Origin of the sequence: Actinoplanes sp. NPDC026619 (assembly GCF_040638295.1) — a bacterium.
Classification (GTDB): domain Bacteria; phylum Actinomycetota; class Actinomycetes; order Mycobacteriales; family Micromonosporaceae; genus Actinoplanes.
The window spans coordinates 624,597-648,929 of record NZ_JBEZYA010000001.1 but is presented as its reverse complement, the minus strand read 5'-3'; the positions used below and the strand labels follow the sequence as shown (position 1 = coordinate 648,929).

20 protein-coding genes are annotated in these 24,333 nt (G+C 71.1%); 14 read left to right on the top strand and 6 right to left on the bottom strand.

The genetic code is table 11. The features are described from left to right. Positions 1 to 36 precede the first annotated feature (36 nt). On the top strand, positions 37 to 1,536 hold the full coding sequence (locus AB0E90_RS03135; protein WP_360398411.1) for a M20/M25/M40 family metallo-hydrolase: 1,500 nt from the start codon (positions 37 to 39) through the stop codon (positions 1,534 to 1,536). 39 nt (positions 1,537 to 1,575) lie between these two features. Here the strand turns inward: AB0E90_RS03135 and AB0E90_RS03130 are convergent, their stop codons facing one another. Continuing rightward, positions 1,576 to 3,138, bottom strand: coding sequence for a methyl-accepting chemotaxis protein (locus AB0E90_RS03130; protein ID WP_360398409.1), 1,563 nt, complete (start codon positions 3,136 to 3,138; stop codon positions 1,576 to 1,578). Positions 3,139 to 3,237: 99 nt separating this feature from the next. Between AB0E90_RS03130 and AB0E90_RS03125 the strand changes: the two genes are divergently transcribed. The 10 genes from AB0E90_RS03125 (at position 3,238) to AB0E90_RS03080 (ending at position 13,843) form a co-directional block, all read left to right on the top strand. Then, the gene (locus AB0E90_RS03125) at positions 3,238 to 4,299 is read left to right on the top strand and encodes an FAD-binding oxidoreductase (RefSeq protein WP_360398407.1); all 1,062 of its coding nucleotides are present in this window, start codon (positions 3,238 to 3,240) and stop codon (positions 4,297 to 4,299) included. Between the two features lie 200 nt (positions 4,300 to 4,499). Further along, the gene (locus AB0E90_RS03120) at positions 4,500 to 4,946 is read left to right on the top strand and encodes a hypothetical protein (protein WP_360398405.1); all 447 of its coding nucleotides are present in this window, start codon (positions 4,500 to 4,502) and stop codon (positions 4,944 to 4,946) included. Positions 4,947 to 5,131: 185 nt separating this feature from the next. Then, the gene (locus AB0E90_RS03115; protein WP_360398403.1) at positions 5,132 to 6,145 is read left to right on the top strand and encodes a LacI family DNA-binding transcriptional regulator; all 1,014 of its coding nucleotides are present in this window, start codon (positions 5,132 to 5,134) and stop codon (positions 6,143 to 6,145) included. Between the two features lie 181 nt (positions 6,146 to 6,326). Beyond that, complete coding sequence (locus AB0E90_RS03110; protein WP_360398401.1) at positions 6,327 to 7,538, top strand: extracellular solute-binding protein; 1,212 nt, start codon at positions 6,327 to 6,329, stop codon at positions 7,536 to 7,538. Continuing rightward, the gene (locus tag AB0E90_RS03105) at positions 7,535 to 8,566 is read left to right on the top strand and encodes an ABC transporter ATP-binding protein (protein WP_360398399.1); all 1,032 of its coding nucleotides are present in this window, start codon (positions 7,535 to 7,537) and stop codon (positions 8,564 to 8,566) included. Before AB0E90_RS03110 ends, AB0E90_RS03105 begins: the two co-directional genes overlap by 4 nt. Further along, positions 8,563 to 9,447 carry an ABC transporter permease subunit gene (locus AB0E90_RS03100; protein WP_360398397.1) on the top strand — a complete coding sequence of 295 codons (885 nt, stop codon included), beginning with the start codon at positions 8,563 to 8,565 and terminating at the stop codon, positions 9,445 to 9,447. Before AB0E90_RS03105 ends, AB0E90_RS03100 begins: the two co-directional genes overlap by 4 nt. Continuing rightward, positions 9,444 to 10,277 carry an ABC transporter permease gene (locus AB0E90_RS03095; RefSeq protein WP_360398395.1) on the top strand — a complete coding sequence of 278 codons (834 nt, stop codon included), beginning with the start codon at positions 9,444 to 9,446 and terminating at the stop codon, positions 10,275 to 10,277. The genes AB0E90_RS03100 and AB0E90_RS03095 overlap by 4 nt, the downstream gene beginning before the upstream one ends. Beyond that, the gene (manD, locus tag AB0E90_RS03090) at positions 10,274 to 11,482 is read left to right on the top strand and encodes a D-mannonate dehydratase ManD (protein WP_360398393.1); all 1,209 of its coding nucleotides are present in this window, start codon (positions 10,274 to 10,276) and stop codon (positions 11,480 to 11,482) included. The genes AB0E90_RS03095 and manD overlap by 4 nt, the downstream gene beginning before the upstream one ends. 107 nt (positions 11,483 to 11,589) lie before the next feature. After that, positions 11,590 to 12,762, top strand: a complete 1,173-nt coding sequence (locus AB0E90_RS03085; RefSeq protein ID WP_360398391.1) for a GAF domain-containing sensor histidine kinase — start codon at positions 11,590 to 11,592, stop codon at positions 12,760 to 12,762. Positions 12,763 to 12,877: 115 nt separating this feature from the next. Further along, complete coding sequence (locus AB0E90_RS03080; RefSeq protein WP_360398389.1) at positions 12,878 to 13,843, top strand: ABC transporter substrate-binding protein; 966 nt, start codon at positions 12,878 to 12,880, stop codon at positions 13,841 to 13,843. A gap of 10 nt (positions 13,844 to 13,853) precedes the next feature. Here AB0E90_RS03080 and AB0E90_RS03075 read toward each other — a convergent pair whose 3' ends face one another. Further along, on the bottom strand, positions 13,854 to 14,636 hold the full coding sequence (locus AB0E90_RS03075; protein ID WP_360398387.1) for an SDR family oxidoreductase: 783 nt from the start codon (positions 14,634 to 14,636) through the stop codon (positions 13,854 to 13,856). Positions 14,637 to 14,711: 75 nt separating this feature from the next. Between AB0E90_RS03075 and AB0E90_RS03070 the strand changes: the two genes are divergently transcribed. Both AB0E90_RS03070 and AB0E90_RS03065 read left to right on the top strand, forming a co-directional pair. Beyond that, on the top strand, positions 14,712 to 16,130 hold the full coding sequence (locus tag AB0E90_RS03070) for a tetratricopeptide repeat protein (protein WP_360398385.1): 1,419 nt from the start codon (positions 14,712 to 14,714) through the stop codon (positions 16,128 to 16,130). 1,687 nt (positions 16,131 to 17,817) lie between these two features. After that, complete coding sequence (locus AB0E90_RS03065; protein WP_360398383.1) at positions 17,818 to 18,318, top strand: DUF5134 domain-containing protein; 501 nt, start codon at positions 17,818 to 17,820, stop codon at positions 18,316 to 18,318. Positions 18,319 to 18,419: 101 nt separating this feature from the next. Here the strand turns inward: AB0E90_RS03065 and AB0E90_RS03060 are convergent, their stop codons facing one another. The 4 genes from AB0E90_RS03060 to AB0E90_RS03045 form a co-directional block, all read right to left on the bottom strand. Next, the gene (locus tag AB0E90_RS03060) at positions 18,420 to 19,451 is read right to left on the bottom strand and encodes an MBL fold metallo-hydrolase (protein WP_360398381.1); all 1,032 of its coding nucleotides are present in this window, start codon (positions 19,449 to 19,451) and stop codon (positions 18,420 to 18,422) included. Positions 19,452 to 19,517: 66 nt separating this feature from the next. After that, the gene (locus AB0E90_RS03055) at positions 19,518 to 21,239 is read right to left on the bottom strand and encodes a protein-arginine deiminase family protein (RefSeq protein WP_360398379.1); all 1,722 of its coding nucleotides are present in this window, start codon (positions 21,237 to 21,239) and stop codon (positions 19,518 to 19,520) included. Positions 21,240 to 21,297: 58 nt separating this feature from the next. After that, positions 21,298 to 22,485, bottom strand: coding sequence for a zinc-binding dehydrogenase (locus AB0E90_RS03050; RefSeq protein WP_360398377.1), 1,188 nt, complete (start codon positions 22,483 to 22,485; stop codon positions 21,298 to 21,300). Next, positions 22,466 to 23,392, bottom strand: coding sequence for a LysR family transcriptional regulator (locus AB0E90_RS03045; RefSeq protein WP_360398375.1), 927 nt, complete (start codon positions 23,390 to 23,392; stop codon positions 22,466 to 22,468). The genes AB0E90_RS03050 and AB0E90_RS03045 overlap by 20 nt, the downstream gene beginning before the upstream one ends. A 15-nt stretch (positions 23,393 to 23,407) precedes the next feature. On the opposite strand from AB0E90_RS03045, the gene AB0E90_RS03040 reads away from it, so the two are divergent. Further along, positions 23,408 to 24,313 (top strand): LysR family transcriptional regulator, encoded by a 906-nt coding sequence (locus AB0E90_RS03040; protein ID WP_360398373.1) that lies wholly within the window; start codon positions 23,408 to 23,410, stop codon positions 24,311 to 24,313. Positions 24,314 to 24,333 lie beyond the last annotated feature (20 nt).

Sequence of the window (24,333 nt, the reverse complement as noted above, 5' to 3'; positions counted from 1 at the left end):
GCGGGGGGCCGTTCCGCCGTCGATACAGGAGGATCCGTGCGCAAGGCAGCGATACCCGCAGCGGCACTGTTACTCATCGGCCTCGCGGCCACCCCCGCGAACGCCGTCGACAAGGTCAACAGCAAGAAGCTCCGGGACGCGGTGACCGTCAACGGCATCCTCGGCCACGAGCGTGTGCTGCAACGGATCGCCAATCAGAACGGCGGCACCCGCGCGTCGGGCACCGCCGGTTTCACGGCGTCCGCCACCTACGTCAAGGACACCCTGCGCGCGGCCGGTTACCGGATCAGCGAGCAGGAGTTCACCTTCCCGTTCTTCCGCGACCTGGCCCCGGCCACCCTGTCCGCCGGGTCGACGAGTTACCCGACCGACACCTTCACCTACTCCGGCAGCGGCACCGTGACCGGCGCGCTGGTGCCGACCACCGACGTCCAGGTGCCGCCGCCGGCCACGCCCGGCGTCACCTCCGGCTGCGAGGCGAGCGACTTCCCGCCCGCCGGCGACACCCCGGCCGTCGCGCTCATCCAGCGCGGCACCTGCACCTTCGCGGTCAAGGCGAGCAACGCGGTCGCGGCCGGCTACGACGCGGTGATCATCTTCAACGAGGGGCAGACCGGCCGCACCGCGCTGGTCACCGGCGACCTCGGCCAGGTGTTCGGCATCCCGATCGTCGGGCTCAGCTACGACGACGGCGCCGCTCTGGTGACCGCGGCCAAGGCCGGCCCGGTGACGGTCACGGTCACCACCTCGACCGAGACCGACCTGGACGCCAAGACCTCGAACATCCTGGCCGAGACGCCCGGCGGCGACCCGGACAAGGTGCTCGTCGTCGGCGCCCACCTCGACTCGGTCGTCGACGGGCCGGGCATCAACGACAACGGCAGCGGCCTGTCCACCACCTTGGAGATCGCCAAGCAGCTCTCGGCGCTGAAGGTCAAGCCGCGGCAGAAGGTCCGGTTCGCGTTCTGGGGCGCCGAAGAGGGCGGGCTGCTCGGCTCGGAGCACTACGTGGACACGCTGCCCGACGCCGACCTCGCCAAGATCTTCGCGAACCTGAACTTCGACATGGTCGGCTCGCCCAACTACGTGCGGTTCGCCTACGACGGCGACGGCTCCGCGTTCCCCGCCTCGACCGGCCCGGCCGGCTCGGGCGAGATCGAAGCCGTGTTCCACGACTACTTCACCGCGCAGGGCCTGGCCAGCGGCGAGAAGGAGTTCAACGGCCGCTCCGACTACGGCCCGTTCATCGCGGTCGGCATCCCGGCCGGCGGTCTCTCCAGCGGTTCCGACGGGGTGAAGACCGCCGCCGAGGCCGAGATCTACGGCGGCACCGCCGGGATCATCTACGACCCCTGCTACCACAAGGCGTGCGACACCATCAACAACGTGAGCACCAAGGCACTGGCCGAGCTGGGTGACGGCGCCGCACACGGCATCTACACCCTCGCCATGACCAAGTCCGGGCTGTTCCCGGACGGCTCACTGCGAGCCGCCACCCGCACGCCGATGCCGGTCGCCCCGCGCAGCGATAGCTGAACCGCCCGTCCAACCACCCCGCCACCGCCCTTGACCGGATCAGATACTGAACTGTCCTACTAGTTTCTGCAGCTCGCCGGCCAGGTTGGCCAGGTCCGCCGCGGCCTTCTGGCCGGCGAGCACGCTGCGATTGCTGTCCCCGGCGGCGCCGGACACGTGCGCCACGTCGCCGGCGATCCGGGCGGCGCCGGCCGCGGCCGTGGCCACGTTCCGGTTCATCTCGGCCGTGGTCGCGGTCTGCTCCTCGACCGCCGAGGCGATCGTCGTCTGCAGGTGGTTGATCTGCTCGATCACCTCGCTGATCCGGCCGATCGCCTCGACCGCGCCGGCGGTGTCGGCCTGGATGGCCTCCACCCGGGCCGCGATGTCGCCGGTCGCTTTCGCGGTCTCCTGAGCCAGGTCCTTGACCTCGCCGGCCACCACCGCGAAGCCCTTGCCCATGTCACCGGCCCGGGCCGCCTCGATCGTCGCGTTCAGGGCGAGCAGGTTGGTCTGCTCGGCGATCGCGGTGATCACCTGGACCACCGCGCCGATCTCCTGCGAGCTGGCGCCGAGCTTGCCCACCGTGTCGGCGGTCGCCGCGACCACCGCCACCGCCTGCGCGGTGACCTGGGCGCCCTCGGTGGTGCTGCGGGAGATCTCCTGGATGGAGAGGGCCATCTCGTCGGCGCCCAGCGAGACCGTCTGCAGGTTGCGGGACACCTCCTCGGCCGAGCCGTTCGCCGACTGGGCGCCGCCCGCGACCACCGACGCGCTCGCCGCCACCCCATCGGTCACCGTGGACAGCTCCGCCGAGCTGTTGGCCAGCGTGGTGGCGCTGCCGGCGAGCGCGGTGACGGTCTCGCGCACCGACGTGGTGGCCTTGCCGACCGAGCGGGCCATCTCGCCCAGCTCATCCTTGCCCTCGACCTGGATCTGCCCGGTCAGGTCACCGGTCGCGACCGCCTCCATCGCCTCGGCGACCACCCGCAGCCGGCGGGTGATCGACCGGGCGACCAGCAGCGCGAAGCAGATGCCGATCAGCAGTGCGACGCCGAGTGTGCCCAGCACCTCGACGCGGGCCTGCGCGAACCGGTCGTGCGCGGCCTTGACCGCCGCGTCCGAGGCGGCCGACTCCTCGTCGGCGAGATCGCCGATCGCCTTCTCCATGCCGTTGATCACGGTGTTGAAGTCGATGGTGCTGGTGCGCCCCTCCTTGCGGTCGTCCAGCCCCTGGTTGAACTGCTCCCAGAAGCCGACGAACTCGCTCAGCGTCTTCTCGGCCGCGGCGCTCTTGGCCTGGCTGCGGTAGACCTCCAGCGCGTCGCCGAGCTCGTCGATCGCGGCCGCCTGGCCCTGGGCCGCGTCCGCCTGGGCCTCGGCGTCCGAGCCGGCCCGCGCGGCGGCGACCGCCCAGTGGTTGATCAGCGACTGGGCGCCGCGCATCTCGCCGAGCAGCGTCAGGTTCGTGACGTTGGTCTCGCGGAGCTCGATGAGGCGGTCGTCCATCTCGCCCATCCGCTGAACGGCGAGAACGGTGGCCACCGCGACCACCACCGAGGCGAGAAGCACCGCCGTGAGGATCTTGCTGCGCACGCGCAGGTTGTTGAACCACCGAGACATGACGCTGACGCTCCCGAGATGCGGAGAAAGCTCTGACCAAGATGAGATCGGATGAACCGGTGGCCGGGTTGAGCGTTCATCGCACAGCAGAATGAAGGCATGGCGATCGAGGCGGATGTAGCGGTCATCGGCGCGGGGATGGCCGGGGTGTCGGTGGCCTACGAGCTGGCCGGCGACCACGACGTGGTGCTGCTGGAGCAGGAGGGGCAGCCCGCCTACCACACCACCGGGCGGTCGGCGGCGATGTTCCTGCAGAGCTACGGCGGGCCGGTGATCCGGGCGCTGACCGCGGCCAGCCGCCTGCGCTACGACGAGATCGGCGGGCTGCTGAGCCCCCGGTCGCTGCTCTGGGTGGCGCCGGCGGAGCAGATGGACCGGCTGGACGCCGTCGCGGCCGCGCAGCCGGAGCTGGTGCGGCTCGATCCGGCCGGGGCGGTCGCGCGTTGCCCGGCGTTGCGCCTCGACTGGGTCGCCGGCGCGCTGCTCGAGGAGAACGCCTCCGAGATCGACGTGCTCGGGTTGCACCAGTTCTATCTGGGCGGGGCCCGGCGGCGCGGCGCTTCGGTGCTGGTCGGCGCGGCCGTGCGAGGCGGGCGGCGGACGGGCGGCAGGTGGCTGCTCGACACGGCAGCCGGGCCGGTCACGGCGACGGCCGTGGTGAACGCGGCGGGCGCCTGGGCCGATGAGGTGGCGGGCGATCTCGGCGTACCCCCGCTGGGGTTGCAACCGCTGCGCCGGACCGCGGCGGTGGCCCGGACCGACCGGGTGGATCGCGCCTGGCCGTTGGTCGGCGACGTGGGGGAGACGTTCTACTTCCGGCCGGAGGGCGCGGGCGTCCTGGTCTCGCCGGCCGACGAGACCCCGAGCGAGCCGTGCGACGCCCGGGCCGAGGATCTCGACGTGGCCCTGGCCGTCGAGCGGATCAACGAGGCGACCGATCTCGGCCTGCGCTCGGTGGTCACGGCGTGGGCCGGGTTGCGCACGTTCGCGCCCGACCGGCTGCCGGTGATCGGGCCCGATCCGGCGGCGCCCGGCCTGTGGTGGCTCGCCGGGCAGGGCGGTTACGGCATCCAGATCGCCCCGGAGCTGGGCCGGCTCGCCGCCGCCGCGGTCACCGGCGGCGCCGTCCCGGAGGCGCTCGCGGTGGCCCGGTTCCGCTGAGAAATGCGCTGGGTGATGCCACCGTTGCGGCTGGTGCTGGTGAGTTCCGCCGTTCCGGTTGAGGTGACACCGGACCGGCGCCCGGAAGGGGACGGACGGCCAGAGATGACCGGCACCCCAGCTGAGGATCGCTCACGTAATGCGGACTAATGTCCCACCCGAGCTGAAGCTCAGATCGGCACTAAGGAGCCCTCACCCCCATGTATTCGAACCTCACCGACATCCTTTCCCAGGACGGCGCGGAGAAGGCCGTCGTGGCCGACGCCCAGGCACTGGTCGAGCAGGAGCTGAGCAACAAGTCCGGCATCTCGGCCGCGGCCGTGAAGCTTGCCTACAAGGCGGTCAGCTCCTTCGCTCCCGGCTACTACGAGAAGACCGTCGGGCTGATGGTGCCGGACATGCTCTACCAGCTGACCCCGTTCTGGCAGGACTTCCAGGCGGCCGGCGGCGGCAGCTTCGGCGACTACCTGGCCAAGCGCAGCGACGAGGTCGGCCCGGCCCTGCTGAAGGTCACCGACAGCATGGCCTCCGCCTCCGAGCGCCCGGTCGTCGTCAAGGCCTACAACACGGTGCGCGGCAGCGCCCAGAAGCACATCGAGGCGGCTCTGCCGAACCTCGGCGCCCTGGTGGAGAAGTACGCCGCCTGATCAGCGCGTCAACAGGCCATGCCCCCGGTGCGGGACCGGGGGCGTGGCCTTTTTGCTGCCCGCGGGAAGATCGCCAACGTTTTCATTGATTCGGAAAAGGATCTTCAAGAGACACGCGTCGATGCCTTGACACATATCCGAAATGGATTTCAAACTTACCGTTAACCCGATCCGGGAGGTCGGCAATGGCGGTGACGATCAAGGACGTGGCCCGGGTGGCCGGCGTCTCGGCGTCCACCGTCACCCGCGCCCTCACCATGCCGGAGCTGGTCCACCCCGAGACCCGGGAGCGCGTCCGCCGCACCGCCACCGAGCTCGGTTACCACCCCAACCGCGCCGCCCGCGGCCTGATCACCGGCCGCACCGGCAACATCGGGCTGCTCGTGCCCGACCTGGGCAACCCGTTCTTCCCCAGCGTGGTCAAGGGCGTGCAGGCCCGCGCGCACGAGGCCGACTACGCGGTCTTCCTGGCCGACACCGACGAGGACCAGGCCGCCGAGGCCGGGCTGGTGCGCAAGCTGTGCCAGCAGGTCGACGGGCTGCTGCTGTGCTCGCCGCGGATGAGCGACGACGAGCTGCGCGCCGTGGTCGGCGACACCCCGGTCGTGCTGATCAACCGCCGGCTGGCCCGGGTCCCGTCGGTCACGCCCGAGCTGCTCGACGGCATGCGCCAGGCGGTCGGCCACCTGATCGCGCTCGGCCACCGCCGCATCGCCTACATCGCCGGGCCGCGCAGCTCCTGGGCCAACCGCGAGCGCGCCCGCCACCTGCGTGGGGTGGCGGCCGCGGCCGGCGTCGAGCTGGTCGAGCTGGGCAGCGTGACGCCCCAGTTCGAGGGTGGGGTGGCGGCGGCCGACCAGGTGCTCGCGGCCGCGGTGACCGCCGTGATCGCCTACAACGACCTGGTCGCGCTCGGCCTGCTGCACCGCTTCGCGACGCGCGGCGTCGCGGTGCCCGGCGACCTGAGCGTGCTCGGCTTCGACGACATCCCGCCGGCCGCCATGGTCCACCCCGCCCTGACCACCATCGCCCTGCCCAAGGAGCAGTCCGGCCGTGCCGGAGTGGATCTGCTCCTGCAACTCCTGGCCGAGCCGGGCCGCGCCCCGGCGGCCCGGCGGGAGCTACCCACCCAGCTCATGGTCCGCGCCTCCACCGGCCCGGTCCCTTCCTCGTCCGCCCGCCCTCATCCCGCCGCCTGAATCCCGCCGCCCTCATCCCGCCGCCTGAATCCCGCCGCCCTCATCCCGCCGCCTGAATCCCGCCGCCCTCATCCCGCCGCCTGAATACCGCCGCCTGAATCCCGCCGCCTGAATCCAGCCCCGCCCCGCCCCGGCCCGACGCTTGACGCTCGCCCTCATCCCGCCACTTGAAGGGTGTGAAATGTCCAGAAAAATCGGCTCCATCGCTGCCCTCGCTGTCCTGACAATTGCTCTCACGGCCTGCAGCGCCCCCGGCAAACCGGGCGGCGGCAGCAACAAGACCGACGGTCCCGTCCCGGAGAAGCCGGCCAAAGCGGTCACCGTCAACATCCTCGACGTCGCCGGCGACCTCCAGCTCACCCAGGGCATGATCGACGAGTTCGTCGCCAAGAACTCCGACCAGATCAGCAAGGTCACCTACTCGAAGGCCACCGCGCCCGAGCTGGTCGGCAAGGTCAAGGCCCAGCAGAACGCCGGCCGGGTCGACATCGACCTCGTGCTGACCGGCGTCGACGGCCTCGCCGCCGGGATCGACCAGAGCCTGTGGACGCCGCTGCTGCCGACCTACGCGAGCCGGGTGCCCGGCATGAGCGACTACCTGCCCGGCGCGGCCGCCATGCAGAAGCTGGCCGGCGACTTCGGCGTCACGGTCACCTACTACCCGTCCGGGCCGCTGATCGAATACCTGCCGGCCAAGGTGCCGACCCCGCCGAAGACCGCGGAAGACCTGCTGGCGTTCGCGAAGGCCAACCCGGGCGCGGTGCAGTACGCCCGTCCGTCGAACTCCGGCCCCGGCCGTACCTTCCTGATGGGCCTGCCCTATCTCCTCGGCGACTCCGACCCGAAGGACCCGGTGAACGGCTGGGCCAAGACCTGGGCCTACCTGGCCGAGCTGAACAAATATGTGACGCTCTATCCGTCCACCACCAGCGAGACCATGAAGAACCTGGCCAACGGGTCGGCGAAGGTCATCGCGAGCACGACCGGCTGGGACATCAACCCGCGGGTGCTCGGCACGGTGCCCAAGGAGGCCGCGGTCGGCACGCTGCAGGGCTTCCACTGGGTCACCGACGCGCACTACGCGGTCATCCCCAAGGGCGTCGACGTCGACAAGCAGGCCGCCGTGCTCAACCTGCTGAAGGACATGCTGACCCCGGCGCAGCAGGCCAAGGCGTACGACAAGGGTTATTTCTATCCGGGGCCGGCGGTGAAGGACGTGCCGCTGTCGATGGCGCCGGCGGAGAGCCAGCAGGCGATCGGCGAGTACGGCCGCCCGGAGTACGAGCAGCTCATCGCGAGCAACCCGCTCGAGGTGCCACTGGACGCGAAGGCCCTGGTCGCCGCGTTCGACAAGTGGGACCGGGAGATCGGCGGCGCGAAGGTGAAGAAGTGAGCTGGCTCCGCCTGGACGGCGTCACGCGGCGCTTCGGCGGCAAGGCGGCGCTCTCCGAGTTGACGATGAGCATCGAGCAGGGCGAGTTCATCGCCCTGCTCGGCCCTTCCGGCTGCGGCAAGTCGACCGCGCTCAACTGCCTGGCCGGCCTGCTCCCGCTCACCGAGGGCAGCATCTGGCAGGACGAGAAGCGCCTCGACACCCTGCGGCCGGAGCGGCGCGGCTTCGGCATGGTGTTCCAGAGCTACGCCCTGTTCCCGCATCTGTCGGTGCGCAAGAACATCGCGTTCGGCCTGCAGATGCGGCGGCTGCCCCGGGCCGAGGTGCGCCGCCGCACCGACGAGGCGATCAAGCTGGTGCGCCTCGAGGAGCACGCCACCAAGCTGCCCGGCCAGCTCTCCGGCGGCCAGCAGCAGCGGGTCGCGATCGCCCGCGCCGTCGTCCTCGAGCCGTCCCTGGTGCTGATGGACGAGCCACTGTCCAACCTGGACGCGAAGCTGCGCCTGGAGATGCGCACCGAGATCCGGCGGCTGCACCAGTCGCTCGGCCTGACCACCGTCTACGTGACCCACGACCAGGAGGAGGCGCTGTCCATGGCGGACCGCCTGGTGGTGCTGCGCGACGGCCGGGTCCAGCAGATCGGCACCCCGGAGGAGCTGCACAACCGGCCGGCCAACCGGCACGTGGCCGACTTCATGGGCTACCGCAACCTGCTGCCCATGCGGGTGACGGCGACGCAACCACTGACGGTGGAGGCGTCGGGGCTGACGTTGCACGGCACGGCGGTGGGCACGGTCGCGGCCGGCGACGAGGTGGTCGCCGCCATCCGGCCCGAGGATCTCCGGACCGGGGAGGGCGGCGTGCCGGTCACTGTCGAGGTCGTCGAATATCAGGGGCGGGAACTGGCCGTCGAGGCCCGCACGTCGCAGGGCCTGATGCTGCACCTGCGAGCGGCCGAACGGCCCGCGCCCGGCGACCAGATCTCGGTGGTCGCCGACCCGTCACGGGTATTGGTGTTCCCGGCATGACGGCGGCCCGGACCGCCCTCCGCCACCGCCTGGCCGAACGCGGCATCGACCGGCAACTCCTGCTGTTGCTGCCGGCCCTGGTCGCGGTGCTGGTCCTGTTCATCTACCCCTTCGCGTACGGCATGGGGCTGTCCTTCCAGCCGTCGCAGGGTGGCGTGCTCGGGGCGTACAAAAACTTCTTCGACGATGCCTATCAGCGCGACACGATCGGGACCACCCTCCAGCTCGCGTTGCCCGCCGCGTTCCTCAACGTGGCCGCCTCCGTGCCCATCGCGTACCGGATGCGGGGTCGTTTCCGCGCGAAGCGCGCCCTGACCACCCTGCTGGTCGTGCCGATCACCCTCGGCACCGTGCTCACCGCCGAGGGGTTGCTGAACTTCCTCGGGCCGACCGGCTGGTTCAACCGGGTGTTGATGAGCCTCAAGATCACCGACGAGCCGTTGCGGCTCACCAACAACTACTGGGGCGTGTTCTTCTCCCTGGTCATCACCGGTTTCCCGTTCGCCTTCCTGCTGATCCTGTCCTACCTGTCCGGCATCGACCCGACCCTGGAGCGGGCGGCCGCGACGCTCGGGGCCGGCTGGTGGCCGCGCTTCTGGCGGATCACCCTGCCGCTGCTCGCGCCCGGGCTGGCCACCACGTTCTGCCTCACGTTCGTGCTCGCCTTCAGCGTCTTCCCGTCGGCAGTGCTGGTCGGCGACCCGGCCGGCAGCACCCGGGTCATCTCGATCGCCGCCTACCACGCCGCCTACGAGGCCTACGACTATCCGCTCGCCAGCGCGATCGCGGTGGTGATGGGCGTGGTCGAGCTCGCCGTCGTCGCGGTCGTGCTCGGGGTGCGGGCGCTGTTCTACACCGGCTCGACGGGAGGAAAGGGATGAACTTTCGCCTGACCAAATCGCCCGGGGCATGGCTGGTCTGGGGCGCGGTCGTGTGCTTCTTCGTCATGCTGGCCGGGGTCATCGGCAGCGTGCTGGTCAGCTCGTTCGGGCGGCGGTGGTTCGACACCTGGCTGCCGCAGAGCTGGACCGGCCAGTGGTACGGCCAGGCCTGGCGCGAGTTCACCCTGCTCGACGTGCTCATCGTGACGCTCGAGGTGTCCGTGCTGGTGGTGGCGATCTCGGTGCTGGTCGGCGTGCCCGCGTCGTACGTGCTGGCCCGCAAGAAGTTTCCCGGCCGCCGCCTGCTCTACCTGGTGTTCCTGCTGCCCATCCTGATGCCGCCGATCACCTACGGCATCCCGCTCGCCACCGTGCTCTACAAATACGGTTTCGCCGGGCACCTGACCGGCGTCGTGCTCGCCAACCTGGTCCCGTCGATCCCGTTCGTGATCCTCACCATGACGCCGTTCATCGAACAGGTCGACCCGTCGATCGAGCGCGCCGCCCGGATGTGCGGGGCGCGCACCGGCCAGGTCTTCACCCGGATCCTCGCGCCGCTGCTCGTGCCGGGCATCCTGGCCGCATCGATCCTGGTGCTGGTGCGCACGGTCGGCATGTTCGAACTGACCTTCCTCACCGCCGGGCCGGACTCACAGACCCTGGTCGTGGCTCTTTATTACACGATGTCGGCGGCGGGCATCCGGGCCCAGCAGTCGGTCGACGCGATGGCCGTCATCTACACCTCGATGATGCTGGTGCTGCTGGTGGTGGCGTTGCGCTTCGTCAATCCGACGCAGCTGGTCGCCCGGGTCAAGGAGGACGTGGATTGAAAATCACCGAGGCCCGCGTGATCGTCACCTGCCCCGGCCGCAACTTCGTCACCCTGAAGATCGTCTGTTCCGACGGCGGGGTTTACGGCATCGGCGACGCCACGCTCAACGGCCGGGAGCTGGCCGTCGCTGCCTACCTGACCGAGCACGTGATCCCGGCGCTGATCGGGCGGGACCCGGCGCGGATCGAGGACACCTGGCAATACCTGTACAAGGGCGCCTACTGGCGGCGCGGGCCGGTCACGATGACCGCCATCGCGGCGGTGGACACCGCCTTGTGGGACATCAAGGGCAAGGTGGCCGGGCTTCCCGTCTATCAACTGCTGGGCGGGCGGTCACGGTCCGGTGTCCGGGTGTACGGGCATGCCAGCGGCGCCTCCGTGGACGCGGTTCTCTCCTCGGTCGCTGATTTCGTGTCGCGCGGCTTTCACGCCGTACGCGTGCAGGCCGTTGTTCCTGGAATTCCGGATATTTACGGTATTTCTTCCGGCCCGGCTTACGAGCCGGCGACCTCGGGGATCGCTGACGAGGCCACCTGGTCGACGCCGCACTATCTCGCCCACATCCCGTCGGTGTTCGCCGCCGTGCGCGACGAGTTCGGGCCCACGCTGCAGCTGCTGCACGACGTGCACCACCGGCTGACCCCGCTGGAAGCGGCCCGGCTCGGCAAGTCGCTGGAGCCCTACGCGCTGACCTGGATGGAAGACCCGGCCCCGGCGGAGATGCAGGACGCGTTCCGGCTCATCCGGCAGCACACGACGACACCGGTGGCGGTGGGGGAGATCTTCAACTCGATCTGGGACTGCGCCCAGCTCATCCAGGAACGGCTGATCGACTACATCCGGGCCACCGTCGTGCACGCCGGCGGCATCACCCACCTGCGCCGCATCTTCGACCTGGCCGCGCTCTACCAGGTGCGCTCCGGCTCGCACGGCGCCACCGACCTGTCGCCGATCTGCATGTCCGCCGCCCTGCACCTTGACCTGGCCATTCCCAACTTCGGCCTGCAGGAGTACATGCCGCACACCGCCGAGACCGACGCCGTCTTCCCGCACGGCTACCGCTTCGCCGACGGCTACCTGCACCCGGCCGAGGAGCCCGGCCTCGGCGTCGACATCGACGAGGCCCTGGCCGCCGAGTACCCGTACCGCCCGGCCGCCCTGCCGGTGAATCGTCTGACCGACGGAACGCTGCACGACTGGTGACCGACCTCGTTACCCACCGGTCGGCTCCCGCTTTACTCCTCCGGAAATCAGAGACCTCCCCGTGACCTGCCGATTTTCGCTGTAACGAATCGCGGGGAGGAAGAAAAATGGGGACGTCGGTCATAGGTAAGGCACAGTCGCAGAACATTGCCGCCGCTCGCTACCGGGCGGCCGTGGCCGACGTGCCCGACGTGCTGGAGATGGTGGCCGACATCTGCCGGGCGCCGATGGCCGCGCTCAAGGTCGTCGGGGACACCCAGGCACACGTGGCCGCGGCGGTCGGCATGCCGTCCGTCGGCGACGTGCCGAAGTCGGCGTCGCTGTGCGACATGGTGTCGGAGACCGACCACGCGGTCGCCGTCGACGACGCCGCGCACGACCCGCGGATGGCCGGCCACCCGCTGGTCGCCGGCGCCGCCCACGTCAAGTTCCTGGCCGCCGCGCCGCTGCACTACGACGGGCACATCGTCGGTGCGCTGTGCGTGTTCGACCCGGGTCCCCGCGAGATCGACGCGGCCACCACCATCCGCTTCCTCGAGCGCATCGCCAAGCGGATCGACTCCGAGACGGCGCTGCGCCACCTGCTGACCGAGCAGCAGCCGCTCCCGGTGCCGATCGACCAGGACGAGGTCGTGATGGCGATCTCGCACGAGGTCCGCACCCCGCTCACCGTCATCCGCGGTCAGTTGGAACTGCTCGCCGACACCCCGGGCGCCATCGGCGCGGACTTCACCGGGCAGGCCGAGGCCGTACGCCGTAACGCGAACCGCCTCTGCCGCACCGTCGACAACCTCCTCCGGGCGGTCAACCAGTCGCGCCACGCCCCGATCGGCGAACGCACCGTGATGGATCTGCGTGACGCTATGCGTTCGGTGCTGGCCGAGGTCGGGCCGGCCGCCGACCGGGTGCTGCTCGACCTGCCCGGCCAGCCGGTGTGGGTGACCGCCGACCAGCGACTGCTCGAGATCGCGGTGTCGCAGCTGCTCAACAACGCCCTGCACCACGGCGGCCCGCGCGCGCCGGTGGTGCTGTCGGTGTCGGCCGGTCCGGAGCCCACCATCGAGGTCCGTGACCAGGGTCCCGGCCTCGACGAGACCGAGCTGAGCCGGCTCGGCACCGCGTTCTACCGCTGCGACGACGCCCGCCGCCAGGAGAAAGCCGGCCTCGGCCTGGGCATCTCGATCAGCCGCCGGATCTGCGAGGCGCAGGGCGCGTCGCTGACCCTGCACAGTGTCCGGGGATCCGGCGTCGTCGCCCGGATCAGCTTCCCGACGTCGTGACGTTGCGTAAACCCGCCACAACTATTAGCCGATTTGGTAGTCGCTTAAGTAGGAAGATCGGCATAGGGTTCGTCGCCGGGCGCGTGATTCGCGCCGACGAAATCCAGGAGTGGACATGCGTCGTACCCTCGCCGCCGTTGCCTTGCTCGCGACGCTCTTCGCGTCGTCCGCCTGCTCCTCGGGCGCCAAGGCCGACCACGCAGCGCCGGCCGGGGTCAAGGTCGACGTCGGGGTCATCGCGATCATCGACGTGGCCCCGATCTATCTGGGCAAGGCCAAGGGATTCTTCGCGAAACGCGGCATCGACCTCAGCCTCACCGCCGAACAGGGCGGTGGCCCGATCGTCAAGGGCGTGATCGCCGGGAAGTACCAGTTCGGCTTCAGCAACGTGACCTCGCTGATGGCCGCCCAGTCCGACGGCGCCCCACTCAAGGCGGTGGCCAGCGGGGTCGCCTCCACCGGCCGGGCCGGACGCGACTTCTCCGCCGTCGTGGTGCGCGACGGCAGCCCGATCCACACCGCCAAGGACCTGGTCGGCAAGAAGATCGGCGTGAACATCCTCAAGAACATCGGCGACACCACCGTGCGCCAGTCGGTGCGCAAGGCCGGCGGCGACGCCACCGACCTCAAATTCCAGGCGATCCCGTTCCCGCAGATGGCGGGCGCGCTGCGAGCCGGGAAGGTCGACGCGGCCTGGGTGGTGGAGCCGCAGCTCTCCGAGATCCTCACCTCGGGCGGCAACGTGGTGGCGTCCAACTTCGTCGACACCGCCGCCGACCTGACGGTGGCGCTCTATTTCACCAGCCAGGCGACGATCGCCAGGGACCCGAAGCTGGTCGCGGACTTCACCGACGCGATCCGGGAGTCCCTCGACTATTCCGCCGGGCACCCCGAAGAGGTCCGGGACATCGTCGGCACGTACGCCCCGATCAACGACACCGTGCGGATCAGCATGATCCTGCCGAGCTGGCCGGAGAACATCAACCGGACGTCGCTGGAGAAGGTGGCGCAGCTCGGCCACAAGGACGGCATCTTCAAGAAGACCCCGTCGCTGGACGAGCTGCTGCCCGCGTCCTCCTGATTTTCTGGTTCTAGGGAAGAATCGCGTCCACGTAGCCGCCGTCCACCCGCACCGCGCCGCCGGTGGTGGCTGACGCTTGCGGCGACGCCAGGTAGACGACCATGTTGGCGATCTCCTCCGGCTCGATGAGGCGCTGCAGCAGCGACTGCGGCCGGTGCTTGCGCATGAACTCGCGCTGCGCCTCGTCCCACGGCAGATCGTCGCCGACCAGCGAGCGCACGAAATCCTCCACGCCACCGGTGTGCGTCGGCCCGGCGATGACGCTGTTGACGGTCACACCCGACCCGGCGGCTTCCTTGGCGAAGCCCCGGGAGACCGCGAGCAGCGCCGTCTTGGTCATCCCGTAGTGGATCATCTCGGCCGGCGTGACCACCGCCGAGTCGCTGGCGATGTACTGGATCCGCCCCCAGCCGCGCTCCCGCATCCCCGGCAGATAGGTCCGGGTCAACCGCACCGCGGCCAGCACGTTGACCTCGAAGTACCGCCGCCACTCGTCGTCGGTGATCTCCAGTGCCGGCTGCGCCCCGAAGATCCCCAGGTTGTTGACGAGAATGTCCACCTCGGGCAGCGCCGCCACGGCCCCGGCCGCGCCCTGCTCGGTGGCCACATCGGCCGGCACCGCCACGAAATCACCCGCCGGCAGACCCGCGATCGCCCGCTCCACCGACTCCGCCGACCGCCCGTTGACGCCGACCCGCGCCCCCGCCGCCGCCAGCCCGGCCGCGATGGCCCGCCCGATGCCCTGCGTGGACCCGGTGACCAGCGCCGTCCTACCCGAAAGATCAAGTCGCATACCCCCGATCCTGCCCCGCTGCGACGTCTTCCACACGGGATGGCGCGATTCCCCGCCGGCGGGCAGCATGGCGGGGTGCTCGAGTCGCCCGCCTTCCCGCAAGCCCGCCAACAGGCACAGGCCGCCGCCGACGCCGGCGACCTGGACGGGGCACGCGCCCTGCTCACGGGCGTCGTCGAGGCCGGCCGTCCCCGGCTGGCCGACGGCGACCCCGAACTGCTGGAGACGATGCGCCAGCTGGCCGGCCTGCACACCCGCGCGGGCGACCCGACAGCCGCGCGCCGCCTCCTCGAGGAGGCGGTGGCGGGCGGCCACCGCTTGAGCGACACCGACCCGCTGGGCGTGATGCTGGCACACGACCTCGGCGCGGCCGCCGAGCAACTGGACAACCGGCACGAGGCCCGCGCCCAGTTCACCCGGGTGGCCGCGCGGGGGCCGGCCGCGCTGGGCGCCTCCCACTGGGCGGTGCAGCGGGCCCGCTCCTACCTGGACACCGGCGACTCAGCACCCCCAGCCGAGCCGGCAACGGCCCCAGCCTTCACCGCAGCCGCGTTCACCGAGCCCCCACCCGCCCCACTCGCGCCCACCCCACCAACCGCCCCGGTCCCCCCACTGCCCTGGGTGCAGTCGCCCTCCCCGCCAACTCCGGCTCCGACCCAGGCTCCGACCCAGGCCCCGACCCAGGCCCCGACCCAGGCCCCGGCCTCGGCTGCGGCTTCGGCCCCGGCCTTCGTTCCGGCTCCGGGTTCGGCCCCGGCCCCGTTCTCATCCTGGGCCTCGGATCAGGCCACCGTTTCGGGTCCGCCCACGGGTCCGGCCAGGAAGCGACTGCCGTGGGTGCTCGCCGGGGTAGCCGTCGTCGTGGTGCTCGCGCTCGTCGCGGTGCTGGTGCGCCCCGGCGACCGGAAGAAGCCGTCCGAGTTGACCGCGGTCCCACTGCCGACCGCGGCCACCACACTGCCGGCGTCCCGCGGCCTCGGCGCGGCGCCACCCACATCGGCAACGGCGTCGCCCACCGCGAGCACAGCGCCCACCCCGACCGCCACACGAACCAGCGCAGCCGCGCCACCCCCGGTCAAAACAACAACCACCGCAGCCGTACGCACCCGCATCGTCTCGCCGGCAGACAACAGCACCGTGCCGTGGCCGTTCGACGCGAAGTTCACCGTCTCCCCGGCGGACACAGCCGCGACAGGCACGGTCGTCTCCCTGTCGATCTGCGTGGCCGGCCTCTGCTACCTGGACGGCAAACTAGACATCATCGGGGGCCAGGCAGCCCCCTACACGGTCTACCTGGGCGCCTCCAAGCCGGAGGGAACCGGCGTGGCCTGGAAGCTACGGCTCGACCGCCTACCCAAGTCGGACTACGCCAACCTGGTCTCCACCCGCGACGCCGCCATAGCCAACGGCACGTGGGGCGCAACAGCCAGCACCCCGATCGAAGCGCTGAACAGCACCCCGATCACCACCCTGACGGTCACGAAGAAGCCATGAGATCTCCGACCGCGCGGGGACTATCCGCAGTTCGCCGGTAAGTGCTCTCTACTTATCGCGGCCCGCCCGCCTCAGGGCGAATCTCACCAATGCCGCGAAAATACCCACGCATTTCTGCCCGCTGCCATGAAAGGTTTATCGAGTTCCGCGCGAGCCTGCGGATGGTTATTGTTGTCTTCTCCGGGCGGCGGCGGGCGCGCATTTCCCCGATTGCTGTTCTGGCCGACAGCACGGCGCCCCCGGCCACTTCCACGGGGTGCCGTTCGAAGACGCTGCGGCGCCGGTGGCGGTCGGTAACCGGCGCACGCCGTGACGCCGTGCCGACGCAGGCCGGCCGTCCCCGGCGGCACCGCAATGCCGACTGCCCGTGCGCGGCCGGTTGATGCCAGTTTCAGGGAGAGCCGCAGGCGGCGGCCAGGTCCTGACCGCCCGACGGCACCCGACGGTCGACGCCGTTCGCCGGGCACCGCAGATCCACCGTGGCCACCTGCCTGAAACCGATGTGCCGACGCGACCTGATCGGCTACTTCCGCCCGATCAGCCACCCCCGCCGGACTCACCCCCAACGCCGGACTCGCTACTTCCGCTTGGTCAGCCGCCTCCGCTCGGCTGGCCGCCAGGGTCTGGTCGGCTGCCTCTGTGTGGGCGGTCGCCTGCGTTTGACGCGCTGCTTGCGGGCGGCCTGCTGCCATGACCTGGTCCGCTGCTTGCGTGTGGCCTGCTGCCGTGACCTGGTCCGCTGCTTCTGCGTGGGCTGCCTGCGTTTGACGTGCTGCTTGCGGCTGGTTCGCTACGTCGGTCTGGCGCGCGGGTTTGGGCTTCGCTGTTTGATCGGTCTCGCGGGCGATGGGTGCTTGATCGGTGACGCCGGCGCGGTCTGGCTGTTGTGCATGACTCGGCGGCACGACCCTGGCCCTGCCGCCCGGCACCTGCTGCGGCGGCCGTTCGGTGGTGGTCTCGGCGTCCCGGGCCAGGGGCGGAATCTCTTCGAAGTCGTCATGCAGGCCCACCGCGGCGCACTCGGCCGAGCAACCGTTCGACCGGCACAGCTTCCGGGCATGGCGCCGTGCAAGCCCCCACCGCCGATGACGCGCGTGCTCACGGCGAAACTCGTCAGCCTCCGGCGAATAATTGCGGGCTTTCGTTCGGTCACGCATAGCGGCCAGCTCGCAGTTGGTGAAGAACTGGAGCTGCCGAACGCCGATCACCTGACCGCCTGGGTGCCGCATGAATACATTATCTCGCGCCGAGGAGGGCGCCTATAAGCGATGATCATGCCAATTCCAGAAAGCAGGCAGGGCAGTTGTTTGACCAATCAAACGGCTATTGCATCAGGCCAGGCAAGGGCTCTCGTGTCCGTTGCCGGATCGGAAAGCTGAGTTGGAGGAGGGGCGATTTCTGCCGGCGCGGCCGACGCGGGCCGAACATGCGCACGGGCCGGCGCGGACCCCGGTGATTCGCCGAGGCCTCGATCATGGGGAGTTGGTGCGAGCAGCGCGCACGAACTCTCCTAGATCGAGGCTGGGGGCGGACGGAGGGCGGGCCGTCCGACGTGTGCTTGTCGGGGCTGTGGTGGTCACCCGGAATCGGGACTGACTTGTTGATCGTGTTTCGCCTAGCTTGGGGTGAACGGAACGGCGGCGCGGGAGGACGTCCCTCGATGATCGGTCTTGAGTCGCTTCGATGGATGTTGACGCTGGCGTTCGGTGGGGCGGCGGGCTTTCACCTGGTGCGGTGGCTGTGGCGGGCGGAACCGTGGCATGAGGACGTGCTGCACCTGGTGATGGGGCTTGCCATGATCGTGATGATCTGGCCGTGGGGTCATGCGGTGCCGGAGAGTGTCTGGATCACCGTGTTCACGCTGTCGGCGGGGTGGTTCCTGGCGCGGGCGGTGGAGGTTCGGCGGGTGGTTCCGTTGTTCTTCGCCACTGCCATGGGCGCCATGGTGTGGATGAGCGCGGCCGCCCCGAGCGGGTCGCACCACATGCACCATATGCCGCGGAACTGGGTCAGCGCCGGGCTCGGCGCCTATCTCGTGGCGGCCTCGGTGTGGTGGGTGGTGCGGGGCATGCGGCTCGGCCGGCTGTCGGCGGCCGCGGGGGCCGACCCTCGACCGCCGGATTGGTCGGCGCTGTGCCACGGCACCATGAGCGCGGGCATGGGATTGGCGCTGCTGGCAATGGCGTGAGCGCGGCCACCGGGCTGTGCCGCAATACGTCGGGCGGTGGCGGGCGGCCTGTGTCGGAGTGCGGGGTGGCGGGGCTGAGCGGGCGCTGGGTGGCGGTGCGGTCAGGCTCGCTGCCATAGGGCTGGGGTGCCGGGTAGGCACTTCAGGGCGCCGGTCGTCGCCAGGTGGTTCAGGTGTGCGAGGGTTTCGGCCAGGGCCATTCGCCGCAGCATGCCGTGCAGGGCGTCCCAGCCCCGTGACCAGGTCAGCTGTGATGCCACTGCCCAGCCCGTCGGTTCGGCCAGGGAGTCGACTGCCTGCAGGATCTCGGCGCCGCGCGCGTCGTGGTGCTCGATCAGTTCGGCGGCCCGGGACGGGATTCCCCGGAACCGGTATTCGTGGGCCGGCAACGCCTCGTCGCCGGCGTAGCGGTCCGAGCGGGACAGTGACCCCAGGTAGTCGCCCAGTGGGTCGCCCGACGAGGTCGGCAGCACCGCCACGTTCGGGCTGATCCGGGGGAGCAGGTGGTCGCCGGTCAGCAGGACGCCGGCCTCGGCGTCGTGCAGGCACAGGTGACCCGGTGTGTGCCCGGGCGTCCACACGGCGCGTAGCGACCGGCCGGCCAGTGGCAACCGGTCGCCGTCGTTGATCTCGCGGTCCGGCTCGGGCATCTCCAGCAGCGCGGCCATCCGATCGGGCCGAACCACCAAAAGATCAACTTCCGCCGACGGTACGCCGTGCCGGAGCAGCCAATCGGGGTCGATGCCGGGATTGCGCCCGCGCCAGGCCCGCGCCGGGAGCGTGGCCGCCTCGACCGGGTGCATGCCGATCCACGCGCCCGACTCGCCGCGCAGCCAGCCGCTCATCCCGTGGTGGTCGGGGTGCACGTGGGTGACCACGATGCCGGTCACCTCGGCCACGGTCGCGCCGGCCGTGGCGAGCCCGGCCATCAGGGCCTGCCGGGCCTCGTCGCCGTCCCACCCGGGGTCGACCACGATCAGGCCGTCGTCGTCGGGGAAGGCGTAGCTGAGGGTGTAGCGCATCGGGTTGTCCGGGATGGGCACGGGGATCGACCAGATGCCCGGCCGGGGCTCCTCGACCGGCGGGAGGACCCGTCGTTTCCAGGCCTCGGCCTGGGCGGTACCGGTGATCATCCCGTGCCCCCGAATCCAATGCCCCTGAATCCAATGCCCCTGAATCCAATTACTGAACGGTAACCGTCAGGGTATCTCGCGGAACGTGTTGGTCGAGCAGTGGATCTCACCCAGGGAGACGTGCGCGGAGGTCAGGTCGTCGACGAAGGTGACCCGGTAGCCGATCGTACGCATCGCCTCGGTGATGGCCGACGCAAAGATGTCGCGGCCGCCGAGCAGCGGGCCGAACGGCTTCGGCGCCACGTAGCGGCCGTCGCCCGCGAGCAGGCCGTTGATCGGGTTGGGCGTCTCCGCGGAGGCGGTCCGGCGCGCGGCCAGGCCGGCCAGCTCCCGGTCCTTGTCCGGGCCGGGCGGCATCTCGTCGATCTCGGTCTTGGCCAGGGCCCAGTCGAAGCCACGCGCGGTGAACAGCGTCGGGATGCGGACGATCCGCGAGGCGGGCAGGCCCAGCGCCGCGATCGCCGCGTCGATCTTCGCCGCGGCCTGCCGGTTGGTGTCGGTGAACTGCTCGTCGGCCCGGAACTCGCCGGCCGTGCGCTGGTCGATCCGCGGCGAGTAGTCGCCCAGCTCGGGCAGGCCGCCGTGCAGCAGCGTGCCGGCCGGGACGCTGCCGAGCAGGGCGAGGCCGGTCGTCGGATCGGCCACGATGGCCTTCCAGCCGCCGGCGACCGGCAGGAACTGGATGAACTCGTCGACGTGCCCGATCTCGAGCCAGCTCGTGTCCACGATGGACATCAGGGCGCCCTGCGCCCGGAGGAACGTGACGACCTCCGGCGACGGCGTGCCGCCCAGGACGATCCGGCCGTCCGGCTCGGTCTCCAGGTTGCCCATCGAGTCGTACGTGTTGAGGTCGTCGATGCCGTCGACCGGGACCGTCGGGATGTGCACGACCCCGACGTCCGGCCCGCGCAGCTCGGTGTAGGTGACGCGGGCGGCCACCCGGTGCGCCTGGTTGACCGAGGGGATCAGCACCCGCATCGCGTGCCCGGCCATCACCTGGTAGCCGGGCTCGAACAGGTCCTGCATCCAGTCGTCGTTGCCGGTGTCCAGCACCGACATCGGCACCCCGGCCGGGAGAACGGCGGCGGTCGCGGCCCGCCATTCTTTGCCGTTGGCGTCGTCGGCGGTCGAGGCGAGCACGCGGTCGAGGCGGGCGGTGTTCAGCTGGGTGTGCACGGGCGCTTCACGAAGGCGTACCGAAATCGTCTTGCCGGCGGAAACGCGGAGCGTGACCGATGCGCTGCCGTCCCAGACCGCGCGGTCCCGCACGACGTCGCGTCCCTCCAGGCCGAGGTCGACGCCGGTGCGCAGCTCGGCCGCGGTGAGCGTGGTGGCCACCTCCCAGCGCTGCCGCTTGACGAAGAGCCGGACGTTGCCGGTGGTGATCAGCTTCGCGGTGGCGCCGGCCGGAACCCCGGGCCAGGAAGCGCGAAGCCGGGCCAGGTCCTGTTCGTCGCGGGCGCCGTCGACGATCTCGTCGGCGGCGTCGTTGCAGGCCGCGAGCTGCCGGTCGGCGAGGTTCTGGGCATGGCGATGGGCCTCTCGTTGCGCGGGGGTCGGTTCGGCGATCTGGTTGTAGCGCTCGTCCTCGGCGTCCTCCCGGGCCACCGCCTTGGTCGCGATGGCACGCGCGGGGGCCTGGCATCGCCCGGCGTCGTCGTCGATGTTGGCGAGGAAAACCCCGCCGGGGGTGAGCACGGTGAGTTCCGGCGCGCTTTCGCTTGCGTACGCCGTGAACGGCACCGCCGCCAGCGCGATCGCGACCGGAATCAACAGAAGTCGTCTCATGCCCGCCGATGTTCACGGCCGGTTGTCAGGAACCCGTGTGCCCGCCGTCGTGAACCGGTCAGGGCACCAGCGGCACGCCCGGGTTGGCACGCAGCGTCACCTTGACCGCGCCCGCCCGTGGCCCGGCCGCCGCCGTCTCGAGGGCGGTGCGCCACTCGGGGAGCACGTAGGTGTGCGTGACGAGATCGTCGACCGGATAGGCCGGGTCGGCCAGCCACTCGACCACCTGCGACATCGTGGTGCGCCCGCCGAGCGTCTCCTCCGGGCCGGAGTTGACCGTGCCCTGCACGGTGAGCTGCCGGTTCCACACCAGCGACCAGTCCACCCGCTGCCGCCCGGCCCCGCCCACCAGCACCAGCGTGCCGGTCGGGCGCAGCAGGTGCAGCCCGAGGTCGATGGTCTGCGGCCGGGCCACGCAGTCGAACACCACGTCCACGCCCTGCTCCAGGATCGGTGTCCTGGTGATCTTCGGCCGGATCACCCGGCCGCCGTGCAGCTCGGCCAGGGCCTCGACGACGTGCGGGCCGGAGTCCAGGGCCCGGTCGGCGCCGGTCGTCGCGCGCTGGGCGCCCGGCCCGACCACGGTGATGTCCAGGCCGGGGTGCAGCCGGCGCAGCGCGGCGACGGTGAGCAGGCCGATCGTGCCCGGTCCGATCACCACGGCGCGGTCGCCGGTGCGGCGCCAGCGCAGGGCGGCGTGCAGGGCGATCGAGGCGGGCTCGGCCAGCACCGCCCGCCGCGACGGCGTCGGGCCGACCGGGTGCAGCTGGGAGCGGTGGGCGGCGACGAGCTCACCCCAGCCGCCGCCCAGGGCGGCGTCGAAACCCTGCGTCGGCGACCGGCATCCGGTCACGCCGGGCTGGTCGAAGCGTTCGCAGACGTACGGGTGGCCCTCCCGGCAGGAGCGGCACGGGTCGAACCCGCGGTGCACGCACGAGATCACCGGATCCAGCGCGAACCGCTCGCCGGTCGCCTCGTCCACCGCGACGATCTCGTGGCCCAGGATCTGCTTGCGGGCCGCGTAGAACGCGCTGAGCACCACCGACGACTTGGCCTGCGCGACCGCGACGTCGCTGCCGCAGACGCCGGCCAGCTCGGGCCGCAGCAGCAGCCAGCCCGGGGCATCCGGCAGCGCCGGCGCCGGCACGTCGTCGCGCAGCGACAGCATCCCGGCGAACCGGCGGGTGGCCGGGATCGCCGTCAGCAGGTAGCGCGGCACGGACAGGTCAGCGAGGACGGCTCGCATGGGGCTCCTCCAGGTTCACGATGAGGTCGCGCAGCCAGGTCAGGGCCGGGTCGCCGGCGCGGGCCGGGTGCCAGTGCGCCGCCTCGACCAGCTCCGGCGGCGGGAACGGCACCTCGGCGATCACCAGGCCGAGGCGCTCGCGGCACAGCTCGGCCAGCCGGCGCGGCACGAACGCGACCAGGTCGGTGCCGGCGACCACGACCGGCAGCGGCAGCAGGGCCTGCACGGTCACCTCGACGTTGCGGCGAACGCCGAGCTCGGTCAGCAGCCGGTCGGCCGGGGTGCCGTCCATGCCGCCGCTGCCCAGCGCCGCGTGGCTCATCTCGTTGAGGTCGGCCAGGGTGAGCCGCCCGTCGCGCAGCCGCGGATGCCCGGCCGCCACGATGCCGACGAAGTGATCGCGGAACACCACCGTGCGCCGGCCGGGGAGCCCGTAGCCGAGCGGGCCCACCATCAGATCGCAGCGGGCCAGATGGTTGAGCAGGTCGGAGCCGGCCGGCGGCAACGGCTCCAGGTCGACCACCACCCGCGGGGCCTCGGCCGCGAGCGCGGCCAGCAGCGGCTCGGCCAGCACCGTGACGGCGTAGTCGGACAGGGCCACGGTGAAGTGGCGGGTGCTGGTGGCCGGGTCGAAATCGGTGCGGTGGCCGAGCACCACCTCGGCGGCGGCGAGAGCCTCGCGGACGGCCGGGAGCAGTTGCGCGCCGAGCTCGGTCAGCTCGTAGCCGCGACCCGAACGGTGCAGCAACTCGTCGCCGAAGTGGCCGCGCAACCGGGCCAGCGCCGCGCTCATCGCCGGCTGGCTCATCGTCAGCCGCTCGCCGGCCCGGGTCACGTTGCGCTCCTCGAGCAGGGCGGCCAGGGCCACGCACAGGTTGAGATCGACACTCGTCCCGGTGACGCGCATGGGACACACTAAGTCGTGGCTCTCGGCGCGGTCGACCTGAACCTGCTGGTCGCCCTGCGTGCGCTCCTCGAGGAGGAAAACGTCACCCGGGCCGGCGAGCGGCTCGACCTGGGCCAGCCGGCGATGAGCGCGGCGCTGGCCCGGTTGCGCCGGCACTTCGGCGACGAGCTCCTGGTCCGGGTCGGGCGCGATTTCGAGTTGACGCCGTTCGCGCGATCGCTGCTGCCGCAGGTGCGCGAGTCGGTGCGGCTGCTCGGCGACGCCATGCGGGTCACCGGCGGGTTCGACCCGGCCACCAGCACGTCCTCGCTGACCGTCGCGCTCAGCGACTACGCCCTGGCCGTCCTGCACGAGCCGGTGCGCCGGCGGATCAAGGCGGTCGCGCCCGGGGTTCGGCTCGCGTTCACCGAGCTCGGCGACGACCTGCTCGGGTCGGAGCGGGCGCTGCTCCGGCAGGACCTGCTGGTCGGGCCGCCGGGGTACGGATTCGCCGGGCAGCATCTGGAGCTGTTCCGGGACCGTCTCGTGTGTGTGGCCGACGGCTCCAACCCGTACCTGCTGGGTGGTTTCCTGGGTCTGGAGGCCTTTCGCCGGATGCCGCATGCCGTCGCGGTCTTTCCCGGCGGGGTGCCGACGCCGGCCGATCGGGCCGTCGCCGAGCTGGGGATCGATCGGCGGGTGAGCATCCGGGTGCACGGGTTCCTGCCGCTGCTGTTCGCGGTGCGCGGCACCGACGCCGTCGCGGTGGTGCCGGAGCGGATCGCCCGCCGGTTCGCCGGGGACGCGCTGGTCGTCGTGGAGCCGCCGTTCCCGCCGACCGAGATGACCGAGGCGGCGTGGTGGCATCCGTCCCGGCAGGATTCCCCGGCGCACCGGTGGTTCCTGTCCGTGCTCCATGAGGTGGCTGTGGAGCTGCGCTGAATCATCCGCGTGGGCCATCC